Origin of the sequence: Amycolatopsis sp. NPDC098790 (assembly GCF_044759945.1) — a bacterium.
Classification (GTDB): domain Bacteria; phylum Actinomycetota; class Actinomycetes; order Mycobacteriales; family Pseudonocardiaceae; genus Amycolatopsis.
On sequence record NZ_JBIWAI010000001.1, the window covers coordinates 112430 to 129251 of the forward strand.

Here is a 16822-nt window from a genome sequence, read left to right on the forward strand (position 1 = left end):
GCTACGCGTCGCTCGAGAAGCGGACGGAACCGTCGGGCAGCACGGTGTCCGGCCAGATCCGGGCGCCGTCGAGGAGTTCGCAGCCGGCGCCGACGGACACGCCGTCGCCCAGCACGACGCCGCGCAGCACCGCGCCGGCGCCGACGCGCGCGCCGTGCCCGAGCACCGAACGCTCGACGATCGCGCCTTCGGAGACGGCCGCGCCGTCGAACAGCACCGAGCCGTCGATCTTCGCGCCGGAGCCGACGACCGCGCCGCCGCCGATGGTCGAACCACCACAGAGGTGGGCGTCTTCGGCGACGGAAGCGCCGTCGAGCACCAGGAAGTCGCCGGGACGCCCGGGCAGCGCCGACGTCGGCGCCACGCCCCGCACCAGGTCGGCGGACCCGCGCACGAACGCTTCCGGCGTGCCGACGTCCAGCCAGTAGGACGCGTCGACGAAGCCGTGGATGTGCGCGCCCTGCTCCAGCAGCTGCGGGAACGTCTCGCGCTCGACCGACACGCGGCGCCCGGTCGGGATGGCCTCGATCACGGGGCGGCGGAAGACGTAGCAGCCGGCGTTGATCTGGTCGGTCGGCGGGTTCGGCGTCTTCTCCAGGAACGCCTGGACGCGGCCGGTTTCGTCGGTCGGCACCGAACCGAACCGGCTCGGGTCGGGCACGCGCTGCAGGTGCAGCGTGACGTCGGCCTCGGACTCGCGGTGCACGCGCAGCTGCTCGCCGAGGTCGGAGCCGGAGATGATGTCGCCGTTGAAGACGATCACGTGGTCGGCGCGCAGCTTGTCGTAGACGTTGCGGATGGCGCCGGCCGTGTCGAGCGGCTCCTCCTCGACGACGTACTCGAGGTCCAGACCGATCGACTTGCCGTCGCCGAAGTACTCCTCGAACACCTCCGCCCGGTAGCTCGTGCCCAGCACGACGTGCCGGATCCCGGCCTCGCGGATGCGGGAGAACAGGTGGCTCAGGTAGGGCGTCCCGGCTGTCGGGAGCATCGGCTTCGGTGCCGAAAGGGTCAGTGGACGCAGGCGGGTGCCCTTGCCCCCGACCAGCACGACGGCATCGACCTCAACCTCGGACGTCACGGAAATCTCCTCCTGTATCACGCACCGCTGAGCGACAAGCCGCGGGAAACCCTGACGGAGGTCGCCCGGAGGGCCTACCCTAGACAGGAAACAGGCGGGCCTTTCCCCAGAGGGCCCCGGGTCAGTCGGGAGGCCGAGGGGATGGACCCCCGCGATCGGGCGGACGCCCTGCTCGCACGAGCCCAGGCGCGTGGTGTGTTCGTCGTGACACCCGACAGCGCGACGTCGCCGATGGACTCGTCGAACACCCAGCAGATACCCCGGGCGCAGATCGACGGGCTCGACCGCAGCCAGGACCCCGACACGACCACGCAGCTGCCGGCGTCGCTGATCGAGGAGAACGACCACCCGCTGGCCGGCGCGGCGCCGACGCGGCGGCTGGAGGCCCGTGGCGGCCGCCGCCCGCAGGCGACGACGCCGCTGAGCACGCCGTCGCCGACTACCCCGCTGCCCGCGCCGCAGGTGACCACGCCGCTCGCGCGCCGGCCCCAGGCCGAGCCGATCACGAGCCCGCTGAAGGAGCCGGACCCGGAGGACACCGGCCTGGTGCCGACGGTGACGCAGACGAACGGCAAGTCCGACCTTTCGCGCCGGCTCGACGGGATCTAGCGGGTCTCGAGCTTCAGCCGCACGGCGAGGCCGAGCTTGGCCAGCGCGAGCACGGGCTTCCAGGCGAGGCCCTGGTGGCGGTCGGCGAGGTAGCGGTAGGCGCTGTCGTGGTGGGCCTTGAGCATCTTCGCCGACGCCTGCGACGTCGAGTGGCCGCCTTCGTGGGTGACGCTCGCCGAGGGCACGTAGACGTTCAGCCAGCCGGCCTGGGCGAGGCGGTCACCGAGGTCGACGTCCTCGAAGTACATGAAGTAGCGCGTGTCGAAGCCGCCGACGGAGTCGAACGCCTCCCGCCGGATCAGCTGGCAGGAGCCGGACAGCCAGCCGGACGTGCGCTCGACCGGGGTGCCGGTCTCCTGGCGGTACTGGCGGGTCCAGGGGTTGCCGGGCCAGACCTTCGCGAAGACGGCGTGCCCGATGCCGCGCCCGAAGGAGGGCAGCAGGCGGGCGGAGGGGTAGACGGTGCCGTCGAGATCGTGGATGAGCGGCCCGAAGGCACCCCCGCGCGGCCACCGGCTCGCGGCGTCGAGCAGGGCGTCGAGCGACCCGGGCTCCCATTCGAGGTCGGGGTTGACGACGACGACCCAGCCGTACCGGTCGTCGAGCTCGGCAACGCCCCGGTTGGCGGCGGTGCCGTAGCCGACGTTCTCGCCGATGCTGAGCAGCTGGACGTTCTGCCGCTTCTTCGCGACTTCTTCGAGGGCGCCTTCGACGGAAGCGTTGTCGGCGACGACCACCTTGACCTCGCGCTCGGTGGCCTTCTCGAGGGTGTCGAGGAAACGTTCGATGGTGTCCTCGGAGAAGTAGGTCACGGTCACGACGCCGACATCGTCGCCATAGCGGGGGTGCTCAGTCACCCGGCCATTGTCCACCGGTCACCTACCGCAACCCCGCCACCCCGCGGACGGTGACAGCCGGTCGGACTCACTTGCCGTCATGCGCCTTCTTGGCGGCGCGCTCCCGCTGACGCCTCGCGGCGGCCACCGCACCGGCCGGCGCGAAATCGATGATGTCGCCGGGCTGGATGGCGAAGGTCCCCGGTTTCCGGTCGCCCGGGCTCCGGACGAGCCAGGCACTCCCCGGCGGGGGATTACGCCCCTCGAACCACACGTCCTGCTGGCGCTCGGTCGCGATCAGCGGGTCCGGAGGTGCCGGGACCAAGCCTTGGCGTAAGCCTCCCGATGCCGCTCAGCGGTCGTAGCCCAGGAAAACTCCTTGGCCCGCTGCTGAGCCGCCGTGGCCAGTTCGGCCCGCCGCCCCGGATCGGCCAGCAACTCCGCCAACCCCGCCGCCACGTCACCAGCGCCGACCCCGCAGTACGCCACCGCGTCCCCACCCACTTCGGGCAACGACAACCGCCGCGTGGTCAACACGCAAGCCCCGCAAGCCATCGCTTCCAGCACCGGCAAGCCGAACCCCTCGCCCAGCGACGGGTAAGCCACCAGCTCGGAACCCCCGAGGAACCCCGCCAGCGTCCCGAAGGGCAAATACCCTGCCCGAATTACGCGAAGCCGATGCGGAACGCCGTCCAACGCCCGCTCCACCTGGGTATCCCACCCCGGCTGCCCAGCCAACACCAACGCCGGCGCGTCACGCTGTCCCGCCACCGCCCGGGCGAACCCGCGGATCAGCGCCGGCACGTTCTTGCGCGGCTCCAACGCCCCCAGGAACGCCACGTACGGCGTCCGCCCGAGGCCTACCGCCGAACGGGCGGCCGCGACCTCCGATGGTGACGGTGGGTGAAACCGCTCGTTGTCGACGCCGTGGTGAATGACTTCCAGGGACGCGTGCCGGACCGGGCCGACGCGGGCCAGTTCCGCCGCCGTGGCCGCCGAGGGGACCACGCACAGCGTCGCGCGGCGCAACGCCGTTGCCGTCCACGCCCGGAAGAACCTCGCCTTCACCGACGAGTGCAGCACCGCGTCGGTGAAGAACGTCGCGTCGTGGAGCGTGACGACCGATGCCGCCGACGTGGCCAGCGGCATCGTGTAGTGCGGCGAGTGGACGACGTCCGCGCCCAGGCGGCGCACCAACCTCGGCAGGGTCGCCTGTTCCCAGGTCAGCCGCGCGGTGCGGGTGGTCGTCGACGGCGACGCGGGCACCACGCGCGAGCGCGGCGCCAGCCGATCGTAAAGCTGCAGGTCCCGGGGCTGGCACACGACGGTGAGCCGCGCCCCGTCCGCGTCGAGCGCGGCGACGAGCGAATCCACGTACCGGCCGACCCCGCCGCGGTCCGCGGGAACCGCGGTCGCGTCGATCAGCACCCGGGGATCATCGCTCACCCCTGCAGGGTACGGCGGTGACCCCGCGTCATGGTGGGGAACTGGCAAACCGGTCAGCTCAACGAGCGCGTGTGGATCGCCCAGACGGCTTCGGCCGCGCGGCGCCAGGTGAACGTCCGCGCGCGCTCCCGCCCCGATCGAGTGAGGTCGGCGGCCACGGAGGGTGAACCCAGCACCTCGCGCAACGCCGACGCCAACGCCCGGGCGTCGCCGCGCGGGACCGTGATCCCCGCGCCGCCCGCGACCTCGACCAGCGCCGGGACGTCCGTGTGCACCACCGGGACCCCGGCCGCCATCGCCTCGAGCAGGCCCATCCCGAACCCCTCGGCGAGGCTCGGCACGGCCAGCGCGCTCGCCCCGCGCAACGCCGTCGCCAGCTCGGCGTCCGACACCTTCCCCAGCGTCCGCAGCCGGTCCGCGGGAAGGCCGCGTTCGAGCGCCAGCGCGGCCGGGTCGATGCCGCCCCAGCCGGGCTGCCCGGCGAGCACCAGCGCCACTCCGTCGAGCGCCGCGACCGCGTCGACCAGCACGTCGATCCCCTTGCGCGGCTCGATCGTCCCGACGGCCAGCACGTACCGCGGCGGCAGGTCCAGCGGCGCCGAGCCGGCCGGGACGCGCACGCCGTGCGGCACCACGCGCACCGGGACGTCGACGTCGATCAGCACCGCCAGCTCGTCGGCGACCGCCCGCGTCGGCACCACCAGCCCGGACGCCCGCCGCGCGGCCCGCGCGATCATCGACCGGTGCCAGCTGACCCCGCGCGCGGTCAGCGTCTCGGGGTGGGTCCAGGGCACGGTGTCGTGCACGGTGACGCTCAACGTCTTCCCGGCCGGCGCGCGCGGCGGCGCGAACGGCGTCGGCGCGTGCACCGCGTCGCCGCCCGGCCACCACGGCAGCCCCAGCTGCCAGGCCCCGACCAGCACCCGCGGCGGCGAGCGCAGCACCCGCGGAGCTTCGACGCCGTCGAGCCGGGCCGCGCCGACGTCGGCGTGCCGCGCGACGACGCTGGAAACCGTCCAGCCCTTCGGCGCGGTCTGCGCGAGGGCGGGCAGCAGTTCGGCCGTGTAGCGCCCGGTGCCACCGGGCACGGGCGCGAGGAGCTGCTCGGCGAGCACGACCAGTTCGGGCACGCGGCTATTGTGCGGGACGTGACCGCGAATCCCGCCACCACGGTGGTCGTCGTGACCTGGCGGGGTGCCGGGCACGTCACCGCCTGCCTCGACGCGCTCGCCGCGCAGACGCGTCCACATCGGACGCTCGTGGTGGACAACGCCTCCGACGACGGCACCGCCGCCCTGCTCGCGGCCCATCCTTCGCGTCCGCAAGTAATTCGCCTGCCGCGCAACACGGGTTACGCGGGCGCGCTCGCCGTCGCCGCGAAACGCGTCGAGACGCCGCTGATGGCGTGGCTGAACGACGACGCCGAACCCGAGCCGGACTGGCTCGCGACGCTCGAGGACACGCTGGAAAAAGCGCCGTTGGCCGGCGCGGCGACCTCCCGGCTCGTGCGGCCGGACGGCACCACGCAGTCCGCCGGCGTCCGGCTGACCGCCGACGGCCACGGCGCCGACCTCACCGAACCCGCCGCCGAGGTGTTCGGCTTCTGCGGCGGCGCCGCGCTCCTGCGGACGGACGTGCTGACGAGCGTGCACGGCGTCCCGGCCGGCTTCTTCTGCTACTACGAGGACACCGACACGGCGTGGCGGCTGCGGCTGGCCGGCTGGGACGTCGTCGCGGCGCCCGAAGCCCGCGTCCGGCACGCCCACGGCGTCAGCACCGAGCTGGGCTCGCCGCTGTTCCACCGCTGGAACGAACGCAACCGGCTGCTCATGCTGCTGCGCTGCGCACCTCGTGAGGTCGCGGTGAACCAGCTGGTCCGCTTCGCCGTGTTGACAGCGTTGCTGCCGCTGCGGCCGGGACGTCCCGCCGCGGCGAACTTCCGGTTCGGCCTGCGCTGCCGGGTGCTGGCCGAGGTGGTGACGCGGCTGCCGGCGACGCTGGCGGCCCGCCGCGCGATCGGCCGGGACGCCGCGCTCGGCCGAGGCGCGGTCTGGGAGGCTTGGGCCGGGCTTTAAGCTGGCGCTCAATCCCGACGAAGGAGCTGCTTTGGCGCAGGGGGAACCGCAACCGCTCGTCTCGGTGATCGTGGTCAACTACCGCGGTGCCGACGACACGATCACCTGCCTGCGCGCGCTCGCCGAGCACGACTACCCCGAGCTCGAGCTGATCTGCGTCGACAACTCGGACGAAGCCGCGCGCATCCGCGAAGCCGTCCCCCAGGCGGAGGTGATCGAGGCCGGCCGCAACACCGGGTTCGCCGGCGGCTGCAACCTCGGCGCGAAGCACGCGAAGGGCACTGTCCTCGGCTTCCTCAACAACGACGCCCGCCCGGCGCCCGGCTGGGTCTCCGCCGCGGTCGCCGAGCTGCGCACGCAGCCCCGCGTCGCGGCCGTGGCCAGCAAGGTCCTCGACTGGGACGGCACCGGCACCGACTTCGTCGACGGCGGCCTGACCTGGTTCGGCATGGGCTACAAGCGCCACGCGGGCTCGCCGCTGGCCGACGTCCCGGCCGCCGAGCACGAGGTCGCGAAGGACGTTCTCTTCGGCACCGGCTCGGCGATGTTCGTGCGCTCCTCGGTGTTCGCCGAGCTGGGCGGCTTCGACGAGCGGTTCTTCATGTTCTACGAGGACGTCGACCTCGGCTGGCGGCTCAACCTGCGCGGCTGGCGCGTCCGGTACGTCCCGGAGTCGCTGACGTACCACCGCCACCACGGCACGATGGCCGCGGTCGACGCTCCGGAAACCGGCCGCGAGACCTTCCTCCTGGAGCGCAACGCCCTCGCCGCGCTCTACAAGAACCTTTCCGACGAGACGCTCGCCCGCGCGCTGCCCGCGGCGCTCGCACTGGCCGTGCGCCGGGCCACCGCCCGCGGCGAGCTGGACGCGACCCAGCTGGACCTCGAACAGGGCGTCGGCCCGATCGAGTCCGGTGACGTCGCCGTCCCGCGCACCACGCTCGCCGGGCTCCTCGCGATCGACCAGTTCGTCGAGCAGCTGCCGTCGCTGGCCGAGTCGCGCGCGGTCGAGCAGGCCGCCCGCGTCCGCACCGACACCGACCTGCTTCCCTTGCTGCGCAAGGCTTTGGAGCCCGCCTACCCGCTGCCGCGCTACCTGGCCGCGCACGACATCCTCGTCGAGGCGTTCGGCATCGAGAAAGCGTTCGGCCAGCGTCGCAAGATCCTCGTCATCACCGGCGACGCGCTGACCGAGCGGATGGCGGGCCCGGCGATCCGCGCGTGGAACATCGCGCTCGCGCTGTCCGCCGAGCACGACGTCCACCTCGTCACCACCAACCCGCTCGCGACGCCGCCGCCCGCGCCGTTCCGCGTCAGCGCCGGCAAGCACCGCGAGCTGGAAGCGCCGATCGCCTGGGCCGACGTCGTCGTCCTGCAGGGGCACGTGCTGGAACTCGCGCCGTCGCTGAAGAAGGAGCACAGCGGCAAGATCGTCGTCGCCGACCTCTACGACCCGATGCACCTCGAGCTGTTGGAGCAGGGCAAGGGCATCGCCGACGACCGGCGCGCGGCCGACCTCGCCGGCGTCACCCGCGTGCTGGACGCCCAGATCGAGCGCGGCGACTTCTTCCTCTGCGCGTCCGAACGGCAGCGCCACCTCTGGCTCGGCCACCTCGCCGCGCTCGGCCGGCTGTCCCCGCGGCTCTACGACGCCGACCCGACGACGCAGTCGCTGCTCGCGGTCGTCCCCTTTGGACTCTCGCCGCAGGCCCCGGTGCGCACCGGGCCGGGGCTGCGCTCGTCGCTGGGCATCGGCGGCACCGACCACGTCATCCTGTGGGCCGGCGGGGTCTACAGCTGGTTCGACCCGCTGACGCTGATCCGCGCGATGGACGAGCTGCGCCGCCGCCGCGCCGACGTCCGGCTGGTGTTCCTCGGCATGAAGCACCCGAACCCCGAGGTTGCCGAGATGGACATCGGCACGCGCACGATCCGGCTCGCGGATTCGCTGGGGCTGACCGGGAAGCACGTCTACTTCAACGAGCAGTGGGTGCCCTACCACGAGCGCCAGAACTGGCTGCTGGACGCGAACTGCGGCGTCACCACGCACTACGAGCACGTCGAGACGACGTTCGCGTTCCGCACGCGCGTGCTCGACTACCTGTGGGCCGGGCTGCCGATCGTCACGACCGACGGCGACTCGTTCGCCGACCTGGTGCGGGCCGAACGGCTGGGTGTCGTCGTCCCGGCAGAGGACGCTTCCGCGCTGGCGGACGCGCTCGAGAAGTGCATGTACGACGAGGAGTTCGCCGCCGGCTGCGTCGAGCGGATCGCCGTCGTCGCGCAGCGGTACACCTGGCCCGAGGCGCTGAAGCCGCTGGTGGAGTTCTGCCGCGACCCGCGCCCGGCGGCCGACCGGCTGCCCGGGTCGGCGGACCTGACGACGACGGCACCGGTCCGCGGCCGCGCCATGCTGCGCCGCGACGCCGACCTGGTCCGCGAGTACCTCGCCGCGGGTGGCGCGTCCGAGCTGGCGCGGCGCGTCGGCGGCCGGGTGCTGAAGGTCGCGAAGCAACGGCTCCGCCGTGGCTAGGTCCCTGAGCGTCCTCCTCGACGGCACCCCGCTGCTCGGCGCGCGCACCGGGATCGGCCGGTACACCTCGGCGCTGATCGAAGAGCTAGTGTCGATCCCCGAGGTGGACACGCGCGCGGTGGCGTTCACGCTGCGCGGCTGGCGCCGGCTGCGGCACGTGCTCCCGTACGGCGCCCGGGCACGCGGAATGCCGGTGGCGGCGCGCCTGCTGCGGGCGGCGTGGGAGCGTTCGGACTTTCCGCCGGTGGAGCTGTTCGCCGGCCCGACGGACGTCGTGCACGGCACGAACTTCGTGCTGCCGGGCCGGTTGCGCGCGGCGGGCGTGGTGACGATCCACGACCTGGCCTTTTTGGACAACCCAGCGGAGCTGGCCCCCAGCGACCGGGGCCTCCCGGAGCTGGTCCGCCGCGGCGCCCGCCGGGCCAACGTGATCTGCACCCCGACGGCGGCGGTGGCCGACTCGGTGGCGGAGCGCTTGGACGTGTCGCGCGACAAGATCGTGGTGACGCCGCTGGGGGTCAACCCGGCGTGGTTCACGGCGCGCCCACCGGACGACGAGCGGCGGGCGCGTCTCGGCTTGCCTGGGCGGTACTTGTTGTTCGCGGGCGCGGCGGGGCCGCGGAAGGGCCTGGACTGGCTGACCCGCACCCACGAGGCGGCACCGGACCTGCCGGACCTGGTGTTCGCGGGGCCGGGCCCGTTCCCGCGTTCGGCCCGGACTTCGCAGACCGGCTATCTGTCCGATGTGGACTTGCGCACGGTGGTGGCGGGAGCGTCGGCGTTGGTGCTGCCATCGCGGGACGAGGGTTTCGGGTTGCCGGTGCTGGAGGCGATGGCCTCGGACGTTCCGGTGGTGTGTACGGACATCCCGGCGTTGCGTGAGGTGGCGGGTGACTGCGCGAGCTTGGTCTCGTACGGCGATGTGGACGGGCTGGCGGAGGCGTTGCGCATGGCGGTGACGGACCCGCACGCGGTGGCGACGTCGGCTTCCCGGCGGGCGCACGCGGCCAACTTCACGTGGCGGACTTGTGCCGAGTTGACGGTCGGGGCTTATCGGATGGCCTCAGGCCGTCACTGAGCCTCGAAGTAGGCCGCCAGGGCTTCTTCCCACGGCCGCAGCGGGGTCAGCCATGCCTCTTTCCACGACGCCGGCGACAGCACCGAGTAAGCCGGCCGCGTAGCCGCCTGCGGGTACTCCGCCGAAGTGCACGGCTTGACCCGGGACGGATCCGCCCCCAACTGGGAAAAGATCGCCCGAGCAAACCCGAACCAGGTCACCGAACCGGCGTTCGTGCAGTGCAGGATCCGCCGCTCCGGCCCGTCGCCGGCAGCCACGCGCGAAGCCAGCTCGAGAAGCCCCGCGGCCAAATCCGCCGTCCAAGTAGGACCGCCGATCTGATCGTCCACAACAGACAATTCAGGGCGGGAAGACTCCAACCGCACCATGGTCTTCACGAAGTTCGAACCCGAATGCCCGTACAGCCATCCGGTCCGCACGACCCACGAGGAAGCCCCCGACCCGAGCACGGCGTCCTCGCCGGCGGCCTTGGTCCGGCCGTACGCCGAACGCGGTCCCAGCTCGTCCGATGGCTCGTACGGCGAAGAAGCGTCCCCGGAAAAGACGTAGTCCGTCGACACGTGGATCAACGGCACCCGCCGGGAAGCGCACGCCGCCGCCAGGACCCGGGGGCCGTCCGCGTTCACCGCGAACGCCCGCTCCTCGTCCGTCTCCGCCTTGTCGACCGCCGTGTACGCCGCCGCGTTCACCACGACCGGGGAAGACCCGTTCTCGCGGGCGCGGTCGGCCAGCGCGCCGACCGCGGCCAGCACCTGACCCGTCGAAGTCACGTCCAGCTCCGAAGAACCGGGCGCCACCACGTCCACGGAAGGAGACGCGAGCGCGGCCAGGTCGCGGCCGAGCTGCCCGGAACCCCCGGGCACAAGCACCGTCAGCGGCACGAAAACCCCTACTTCTTCAGCGCGGCCCGCTCCGCCAGGGGCTCCCACCACGCGCGATTGTCCGTGTACCAGGCCACTGTCGCGGCCAGACCGTCCTCGAAGGACACGCGCGGAGCGTACCCCAGCTCGTCACCGATCTTCGTGATGTCCACCGAGTACCGGCGGTCGTGACCCTTGCGGTCCTCGACCGGCTCGACGCTGTCCCAGCTCGCCCCCACCGCCTCGAGCAGCCTCTCCGTCAGTTCCCGGTTCGTCAGCTCGGTGCCGCCGCCGATGTTGTAGATCTCGCCCGGCCTCCCCGCCTCGGCGACCAGCTGGATGCCGTGGCAGTGGTCGTCCACGTGCAGCCAGTCACGGACGTTGAGGCCGTCGCCGTAGAGCGGCACCTTCCGGCCGTCCAGGAGGTTCGTGACGAACAGCGGGATGACCTTCTCCGGGAACTGGTACGGACCGTAGTTGTTGGAACACCGCGTGACGCACACCGGCAGCCCGTGGGTGCGGAAGAACGACCGCGCCACCAGGTCGGACGACGCCTTCGACGCCGAATACGGCGAGTTCGGCTCCAGCACGTGGTCTTCGGTCCACGACCCGGTCTCGATCGAGCCGTACACCTCGTCGGTGGACACGTGCACGAACTTCGAGACGCCCGCTTCCAGGGCCGCCTGCAGCAGGTTCTGCGTGCCCAGCACGTTCGTCAGCACGAAGTCGGCGGCGCCGAGGATCGAACGGTCCACATGCGACTCCGCGGCGAAGTGCACGACCAGGTCGACCCCGCGCATGACGTCCGCGACCTTCCGCGCGTCGCAGATGTCGCCGCGGACGAACTCGAGCCGCGGGTCGGCGGCGACCGGGGCCAGGTTGGCTTCGTTGCCGGCGTAGGTGAGCTTGTCCAGCACCACCACCTCGGCGTCACGCAGCGCCGGGTAGGCGCCGGTCAGCACCTGCCGGACGTAGTGCGACCCGATGAAGCCCGCACCACCGGTGACCAGGACCCGCATAACCCCGCCTTTCCTCGCGCCCCGGACGGGGCAATCGGCCCCCAGCCTACGGAGGCCTGACAACACCCTCAGTAGAGTCATGGTGGAGGCACATCGGTGCCCTGGGGGAAGCACGGGGTTTCACAGGGGAGGAAGCGCGTGACCGAATGGCCTGCGCCCACCGTCCCGGCGCGCCGGAGCCACGGCGCCGCGGTCTACGCCCGCCGCGGTGGCAAAGTAGTGGTTTCGTTGCTGTCCGTCGCGATCCTGGCCCTGACCTGGTACGGCTGGCACTTCATCGGTGACCCGAACACCGGCCTGACGACCACGAACGTCTTCGCCGACACCGAAGCGCACGCGAAGCCGCTCGACGGCGCGATCGACATCCTCCTGGTCGGCCAGGACAGCCGCACGGACGCGCAGGGCAACCCGCTGCCCCGCGAAGTGCTGGACATGCTGCACGCCGGCGTCTCCGACGGCGAGCTCAACACCGACACGATGATCCTCGTGCACATCCCCCAGAACGGGAAGCACGCGATCGCCATCTCGTTCCCCCGCGACTCCTGGGTCGAGCTGGCGGGCGGCTACGGCAAGCACAAGCTCAACAGCGCCTTCGTCTACGCGTACACGGACACCTACAAGACGTTGCAGCGCCAGGGCATGACCGACCTCAAGCAGGCCGACCAGGAAGCCAAGGTCGCCGGGCGGAAGAACCTGATCGCCACGATCGAGAAGTTCATCGGCAAGCCGGGCATGATCGACCGCTACGCCGAGGTCAACCTGGCGAGCTTCTACGAGATCACCAAGTCGATCGGCGGCGTCGAGGTCTGCCTCAACGGACCGGTCAAAGAGGTGAAGTCCGGCGTGGACCTGCCGGGCGGGCGCCAGACGATCGAGGGCGTGCAGGCGCTCGCGTTCGTCCGCCAGCGCTACGGCCTGCCCAACTACGACCTCGACCGGATCGCCCGCCAGCAGGCGTTCCTCTCCGGACTCGCCCGCAAGGTCATCTCGACCGACGTCCTCACGAGCCCGGGCAAGATCGCCGACCTCGTGGCGGCGGTCAAGAAGTCGGTCGTGCTCTCGCAGGGCTGGGACCTGACCGAGTTCGCCGAGCAGATGCGCGGCCTGACCGGCGGCAACATCGAGTTCCACACCATCCCGACGCTGGGCAACGCGGTGATCGGCGGCGCGGACGTCCTGCGCGTCGACCAGGCCGCCGTCCAGGCCGAGGTGACGCGGCTGACGTCGGACGGCGACGCCCCGGCCCAGCCGACGTCGACGCAGCTGCCGGGCGCGAAGGCCGTCACGGTGGAGCTGTTCGACGGCACGGGCGCGCCGTCGCTGGCCGGCCAGACCCACACGCTGCTCCAGGGCAAGGGCTTCACGCTCGCCGCCGACCAGAAGCTGAGCACCCGCAACACCACCGTCGTCCGGTACAACCCGGCCGACAGCGCCGCGCTGGACCTGGTCAAGCAGGCGCTGGGCACGACGGTCCAGGCCGAGCCGGACCGCGACGTCACCGCCGGGCACGTGCGCGTGCTGCTGGGCAAGGACTTCCGCAGCTCGGCCGCCGGACCGGGCGGCGCCCCGGCGTCGTCGGCCCCGAAGACGCCGCCGTCGACCGCGGTTTCGTCCGCCCCCGCCGCGCCGCCGATCACCGCGGGCGACGTTCCCTGCGTCAACTAGACTGAGCACGCAGGGTGGTCGGGGGAGGTAAGCAGGGGATGGACGACGAGCAGGAACAGCCGGAACCGGCCGAATCGCCGGTGACGCAGCGCGACGATCCGGAGTGGAAGCCGTCGCCGTTCCCGCGGACGGCTCCGGCGGCCGAAGCGCCGTCGCGGGTCCGCCGCGCCGGGCGGGTGACGCGCCGGGTCGCGATCGGGCTCGTCTCGCTGCTCGCGCTCGGCGCGAGCGGCTACGCCTACGTCACCAAGGACCAGCTCCAGCAGAACGTCCCGACGACCGACGCGCTCACCCCGCGGGCCGGCGAGCCCGCGCCGCCGCCCGCGGACGACGGCGCCGACGACATCCTGCTCGTCGGCAGCGACGCGCGGACCGACGCCCAGGGCAACCAGCTCCCGCTGCGCGTGCTGAAGGAACTGCGGACCGAGGCCAACAACGGCGCGGTGAACACCGACACGGTCATCCTGCTGCGCGTGCCCAAGGACGGCTCGAAGCCGTCGGCGGTGTCCGTGCCGCGGGACACGTGGACCGACGTCCCCGGCCGCGGCAAGGCGAAGATCAACTCGGCGTACGGCATCGCGAAGGCCCACTTCGCGCAGCAGCTGCGTGCGCAGGGCGAGCGTGACCAGGCGAAGATCGAGCGCGACTCCGACACCGAGGGCCGCCGCGTCCTGGTGCAGGCGGTGCAGGACCTCACGCAGGTCCGCGTCGACCACTACGCCGAGATCAACCTGCTGGGCTTCTACCTGCTCACCGAGGCGCTCGGTGGCGTCAAGGTGTGCCTGAACCACTCGACCGAGGACAAGGACTCGGGCGCGAACTTCCGCCGCGGCGAGCAGACGGTGTCGGGCGGCGAAGCGCTTTCGTTCGTCCGGCAGCGCAAGAACCTGCCGCGCGGCGACCTCGACCGGATCGTGCGGCAGCAGGCGTTCCTGTCCTCGGCACTGCACCAGGTGCTCTCGGCGGGCACGCTGACCAGCCCGGGCACGCTGAACAACCTGATGGACGCGGTGCACCGGTCGCTGGTCCTCGACCCGGGGCTCGACCTGCTGCAGTTCGCGCAGCAGGCGAAGGGCATCGCGTCAGGCGACCTGTCGTTCGCGACGATCCCGGTGATCACCGCGAACGGGCGCAGCGAAGACGGTCAGAGCATCGTGGAGATCGACCCGAAGGCGGTCCGCGCGTTCGTCGCCGGCTTGGCGGGCCGCCCGGCCCCTGGCGGCTCCCCGGCGGCCGGTGGCGCGCTGCCTGCGGGTGGTGGCGGCTCGGGCAGCGGCGCCGCCCCCGCCGCGGCACCGCTGCTCCAAGCCTCCGACGGAGTCCCCTGCGTCAACTGATGGCACTTTCCCTATGAAAGCTCCACCCGAGGCGCAGCTTTCATAGGGAAAGTGCCGCCCTCAGGGCTGCGCTCAGGCGAAGTCGGCGCGGTGGTCCTCCACCCACTGGCGGAACGTGCGCGGCGCGTGGCCGGTCACCTCGCGCACCACGTCCGTCACCACCGACGGCTCCCTCGCCGTCCGTGCCCAGGCCCGCAGGACCTCCGGCGGCACCTCGGGCGGCCAGCCCAGCGCGACCATCCGCTCGGCGGCCTCCTCCGGCGACAGCTCCTCGACCGGCAGCGGCTTGCCGAGGACGTCGGCGAGCACCGCTGCCTGCTCCCGGAAGCTGAGCGGCTCCGGCCCGCTGAGCTGCAGCGCCTCCCCGACGTGCGAGCCGTCGGCGAGGATCTTCGCCGCGACGTCGCCGATGTCCTTCTCGTGGATCGCGCCGACCCGCGAGTCCGGGTACGCGGTGCGGACGACCCCCGACGCGATGTCCGCGCGCCAGCCCAGGACGTTCGTCGCGAACGCGCCCGGGTTGAGCCGCGTCTCCCCGAACGGCGCCGCGATCAGCGCCCGCTCCACGGCGTGGTGGAGCGCGGCGATGCGGCTCTGCGCGGACTCCGGTTCGAGCGTCGCGCCCGACGACAGCAGCACGACGTGCCGCACGCCGGCCGCCTCGGCCGCCTTCACGAATCCCTCGATCCCCGACGGCCGCGTGTACAGGAACACCGAATCGACGCCGTCGAGCGCGGCGTCCAGTGTGGACGGATCTTCGAGGTCGGCGCTCACCTTCGCCGTCGGCACGTCGAGCGTCGTGGCATCACGGCTTGACGCGCGCACGTCCTGACCTGCGGCGACGAGCGCGTCGAGCACGGCGCGGCCGACGTGTCCGCGCGCACCCGTGACGAGAACGGTCATGGCTGTCCCCCAGCTCTCCAGTTACATTTGCTTGCAAAGCAAACGTACTGAGATCCGCGTGGCGGTGTCAACCGGCGAAGCGCGTGGTCCGCGCTTTAGCCTGTGCGCATGAGCCTGACCGACGAGCTGCTGCGCCCGCTGCTTGCCTCGCCCGCGAAACCGTTGATCACCCACTACGACGACCAGCTGGGCAGCCGCGTCGAGCTGTCCGTCGTGACGACCGCCAACTGGGCGGCCAAGACGGCCAACTGGCTGACCGAGGAGTTCGACGTCGAGCCGGGCGACGCCGTGGCCGTGCAGCTCCCGGCGCACTGGCAGACGGTCGGCGTGCTGCTCGGCGCCTGGTGGTGCGGGGCGCGCGTGGTGACCGAGGGCGCCGGCGCGCGGGTGGCGTTCGTCGGACCGGACGACCCGGAGCCGACCGGCGCCGCGGCGACGGCCGTCGTCACGCTCGACCCGATGGGCCGCGGGCTGGCCGAGCCGCCCGGCGGCGGCGCGTTCGACTACCTGACGGAGTCCCGCGCGGCGGGCGACCAGTACAGCCCGCTCTTCCCGATCGCGGGCGACACGGCCGCGCTCTTCCACTCCACTGTGGACGAAGTGCTGGCGGAAGCCCGTGCGCGGGCGGGAAAACTCGGTCTCACCGCCGACGACCGAGTACTGTCCACGCGGGACTGGAGCGGACCGGAGGGCATCCTCGACGGCCTGCTCGTCCCCCTCGCCGCGGGCGCCCACCTGGTCCACGTGAGCAACGCGGACCAGGCGAAGCTGGGTGCCCGCCGTGATGCCGAGCGCACCACGGCGGACCTCCCGGCCTAGGCGTTCTGCAGCTCGCCGACCTCGGCTTCGCGGCGCGCCCGCTTGCGACCCCACAGCAGGTGGTCCAGCGAGAGCCGGCCGCCGTTGAAGCCGAGGGCGAGCCCGGCCAGCGCGAGCACCAGGACCAGCTCGTAGCCGCCCTGCCCGGTCAGGCCGTTGTCGATGTGCACCGAAAGCAGCGCGCCGACCGAGATCACGACGTACCCGATGCCCACCAGCGGCATCAGGAACCCGACGATGAAGGCGATCGAACCCAGGATCTCGACGGTCATCGCGAACACCGCGGCGACCGTGGGCAGCGGGATGCCCGTCATCTCGAAGAACTTGGCCGTGCCGTCGATGCCGTTGTTCCACTTCTGGAGCCCGTGCGCGAGGAAGACGACCGCGACGCCGATCCTCCCCAGCAGCAGCGCCACGTCCTTGACTCGTCCGAACATCGGTTTCAGCTCCCCGGTGGGTGAATTTTCAACTGACCCGCCCCAAGTTAGGGGTCCGGAACGCCCGATCGAAGCTCCGGAGGGTGATCGACAGGGAACCGACAGGGACCGGAAAATGGCTTGG

Annotated in this window: 15 protein-coding genes; 7 read left to right on the forward strand and 8 right to left on the reverse strand. The window is 72.1% G+C overall.

Annotated features, from left to right (window positions below; translation table 11 throughout):
* Nucleotide 1: 1 nt before the first annotated feature.
* Nucleotides 2–1081, reverse strand: coding sequence for a sugar phosphate nucleotidyltransferase (locus ACIQWX_RS00595; RefSeq protein WP_400863662.1), 1080 nt, complete (start codon nucleotides 1079–1081; stop codon nucleotides 2–4).
* Between the two features lie 141 nt (nucleotides 1082–1222).
* Here ACIQWX_RS00595 and ACIQWX_RS00600 point away from each other — a divergent pair, with 141 nt between their 5' ends.
* A complete protein-coding gene (locus ACIQWX_RS00600; protein ID WP_400863664.1) occupies nucleotides 1223–1690 on the forward strand; it encodes a hypothetical protein in 468 nt (155 codons plus the stop codon).
* On the opposite strand, the gene ACIQWX_RS00605 is transcribed toward ACIQWX_RS00600, so the two are convergent.
* From ACIQWX_RS00605 to ACIQWX_RS00615, 3 genes are all read right to left on the reverse strand, one after another.
* Nucleotides 1687–2547 (reverse strand): glycosyltransferase family 2 protein, encoded by an 861-nt coding sequence (locus tag ACIQWX_RS00605; protein ID WP_400863667.1) that lies wholly within the window; start codon nucleotides 2545–2547, stop codon nucleotides 1687–1689. The two genes, ACIQWX_RS00600 and ACIQWX_RS00605, sit on opposite strands and share 4 nt — an antisense overlap.
* Nucleotides 2548–2823: 276 nt before the next feature.
* Nucleotides 2824–3954, reverse strand: a complete 1131-nt coding sequence (locus tag ACIQWX_RS00610; protein ID WP_400869326.1) for a glycosyltransferase family 4 protein — start codon at nucleotides 3952–3954, stop codon at nucleotides 2824–2826.
* A 71-nt stretch (nucleotides 3955–4025) separates the two neighbouring features.
* Complete coding sequence (locus tag ACIQWX_RS00615) at nucleotides 4026–5102, reverse strand: glycosyltransferase family 4 protein (RefSeq protein WP_400863670.1); 1077 nt, start codon at nucleotides 5100–5102, stop codon at nucleotides 4026–4028.
* Between the two features lie 9 nt (nucleotides 5103–5111).
* Here ACIQWX_RS00615 and ACIQWX_RS00620 point away from each other — a divergent pair, with 9 nt between their 5' ends.
* From ACIQWX_RS00620 to ACIQWX_RS00630, 3 genes are read left to right on the forward strand one after another with little or no spacing between them, the layout of a single operon-like run.
* The gene (locus tag ACIQWX_RS00620) at nucleotides 5112–6047 is read left to right on the forward strand and encodes a glycosyltransferase family 2 protein (protein ID WP_400863673.1); all 936 of its coding nucleotides are present in this window, start codon (nucleotides 5112–5114) and stop codon (nucleotides 6045–6047) included.
* 31 nt (nucleotides 6048–6078) lie between these two features.
* Entirely contained in the window at nucleotides 6079–8580 is a 2502-nt protein-coding gene (locus ACIQWX_RS00625; RefSeq protein WP_400863676.1) for a glycosyltransferase, read from the forward strand.
* The gene (locus ACIQWX_RS00630; protein ID WP_400863679.1) at nucleotides 8573–9658 is read left to right on the forward strand and encodes a glycosyltransferase family 4 protein; all 1086 of its coding nucleotides are present in this window, start codon (nucleotides 8573–8575) and stop codon (nucleotides 9656–9658) included. Before ACIQWX_RS00625 ends, ACIQWX_RS00630 begins: the two co-directional genes overlap by 8 nt.
* Here the strand turns inward: ACIQWX_RS00630 and rfbD are convergent.
* Both rfbD and rfbB read right to left on the reverse strand, forming a co-directional pair.
* Nucleotides 9652–10539, reverse strand: a complete 888-nt coding sequence (rfbD, locus tag ACIQWX_RS00635; protein WP_400863682.1) for a dTDP-4-dehydrorhamnose reductase — start codon at nucleotides 10537–10539, stop codon at nucleotides 9652–9654. The genes ACIQWX_RS00630 and rfbD overlap by 7 nt on opposite strands.
* 8 nt (nucleotides 10540–10547) lie before the next feature.
* Nucleotides 10548–11537, reverse strand: a complete 990-nt coding sequence (rfbB, locus tag ACIQWX_RS00640; RefSeq protein WP_400863685.1) for a dTDP-glucose 4,6-dehydratase — start codon at nucleotides 11535–11537, stop codon at nucleotides 10548–10550.
* Nucleotides 11538–11675: 138 nt separating this feature from the next.
* On the opposite strand from rfbB, the gene ACIQWX_RS00645 reads away from it, so the two are divergent.
* The gene (locus ACIQWX_RS00645; protein WP_400863688.1) at nucleotides 11676–13202 is read left to right on the forward strand and encodes an LCP family protein; all 1527 of its coding nucleotides are present in this window, start codon (nucleotides 11676–11678) and stop codon (nucleotides 13200–13202) included.
* A 38-nt stretch (nucleotides 13203–13240) separates the two neighbouring features.
* Complete coding sequence (locus ACIQWX_RS00650) at nucleotides 13241–14539, forward strand: LCP family protein (protein WP_400863691.1); 1299 nt, start codon at nucleotides 13241–13243, stop codon at nucleotides 14537–14539.
* Between the two features lie 72 nt (nucleotides 14540–14611).
* On the opposite strand, the gene ACIQWX_RS00655 is transcribed toward ACIQWX_RS00650, so the two are convergent.
* The gene (locus ACIQWX_RS00655; RefSeq protein ID WP_400863694.1) at nucleotides 14612–15442 is read right to left on the reverse strand and encodes an NAD(P)H-binding protein; all 831 of its coding nucleotides are present in this window, start codon (nucleotides 15440–15442) and stop codon (nucleotides 14612–14614) included.
* 108 nt (nucleotides 15443–15550) lie between these two features.
* Between ACIQWX_RS00655 and ACIQWX_RS00660 the strand changes: the two genes are divergently transcribed.
* Nucleotides 15551–16261 carry a TIGR03089 family protein gene (locus tag ACIQWX_RS00660; RefSeq protein ID WP_400863697.1) on the forward strand — a complete coding sequence of 237 codons (711 nt, stop codon included), beginning with the start codon at nucleotides 15551–15553 and terminating at the stop codon, nucleotides 16259–16261.
* Here the strand turns inward: ACIQWX_RS00660 and ACIQWX_RS00665 are convergent.
* Nucleotides 16258–16698: a DoxX family protein gene (locus ACIQWX_RS00665; RefSeq protein WP_400863700.1), complete on the reverse strand. Its 441-nt coding sequence runs from the start codon at nucleotides 16696–16698 to the stop codon at nucleotides 16258–16260. The genes ACIQWX_RS00660 and ACIQWX_RS00665 overlap by 4 nt on opposite strands.
* Nucleotides 16699–16822 lie beyond the last annotated feature (124 nt).

What these genes read in the sequence shown, in the direction of transcription:
- rfbB (WP_400863685.1), bottom strand. Translation starts at nt 11,537, where the DNA reads ATGCGGGTCCTGGTCACCGGTGGTGCGGGCTTCATCGGGTCGCACTAC.
- ACIQWX_RS00650 (WP_400863691.1), top strand. Translation starts at nt 13,241, where the DNA reads ATGGACGACGAGCAGGAACAGCCGGAACCGGCCGAATCGCCGGTGACG.
- ACIQWX_RS00655 (WP_400863694.1), bottom strand. Translation starts at nt 15,442, where the DNA reads ATGACCGTTCTCGTCACGGGTGCGCGCGGACACGTCGGCCGCGCCGTG.
- ACIQWX_RS00665 (WP_400863700.1), bottom strand. Translation starts at nt 16,698, where the DNA reads ATGTTCGGACGAGTCAAGGACGTGGCGCTGCTGCTGGGGAGGATCGGC.
- ACIQWX_RS00660 (WP_400863697.1), top strand. Translation starts at nt 15,551, where the DNA reads ATGAGCCTGACCGACGAGCTGCTGCGCCCGCTGCTTGCCTCGCCCGCG.
- ACIQWX_RS00600 (WP_400863664.1), top strand. Translation starts at nt 1,223, where the DNA reads ATGGACCCCCGCGATCGGGCGGACGCCCTGCTCGCACGAGCCCAGGCG.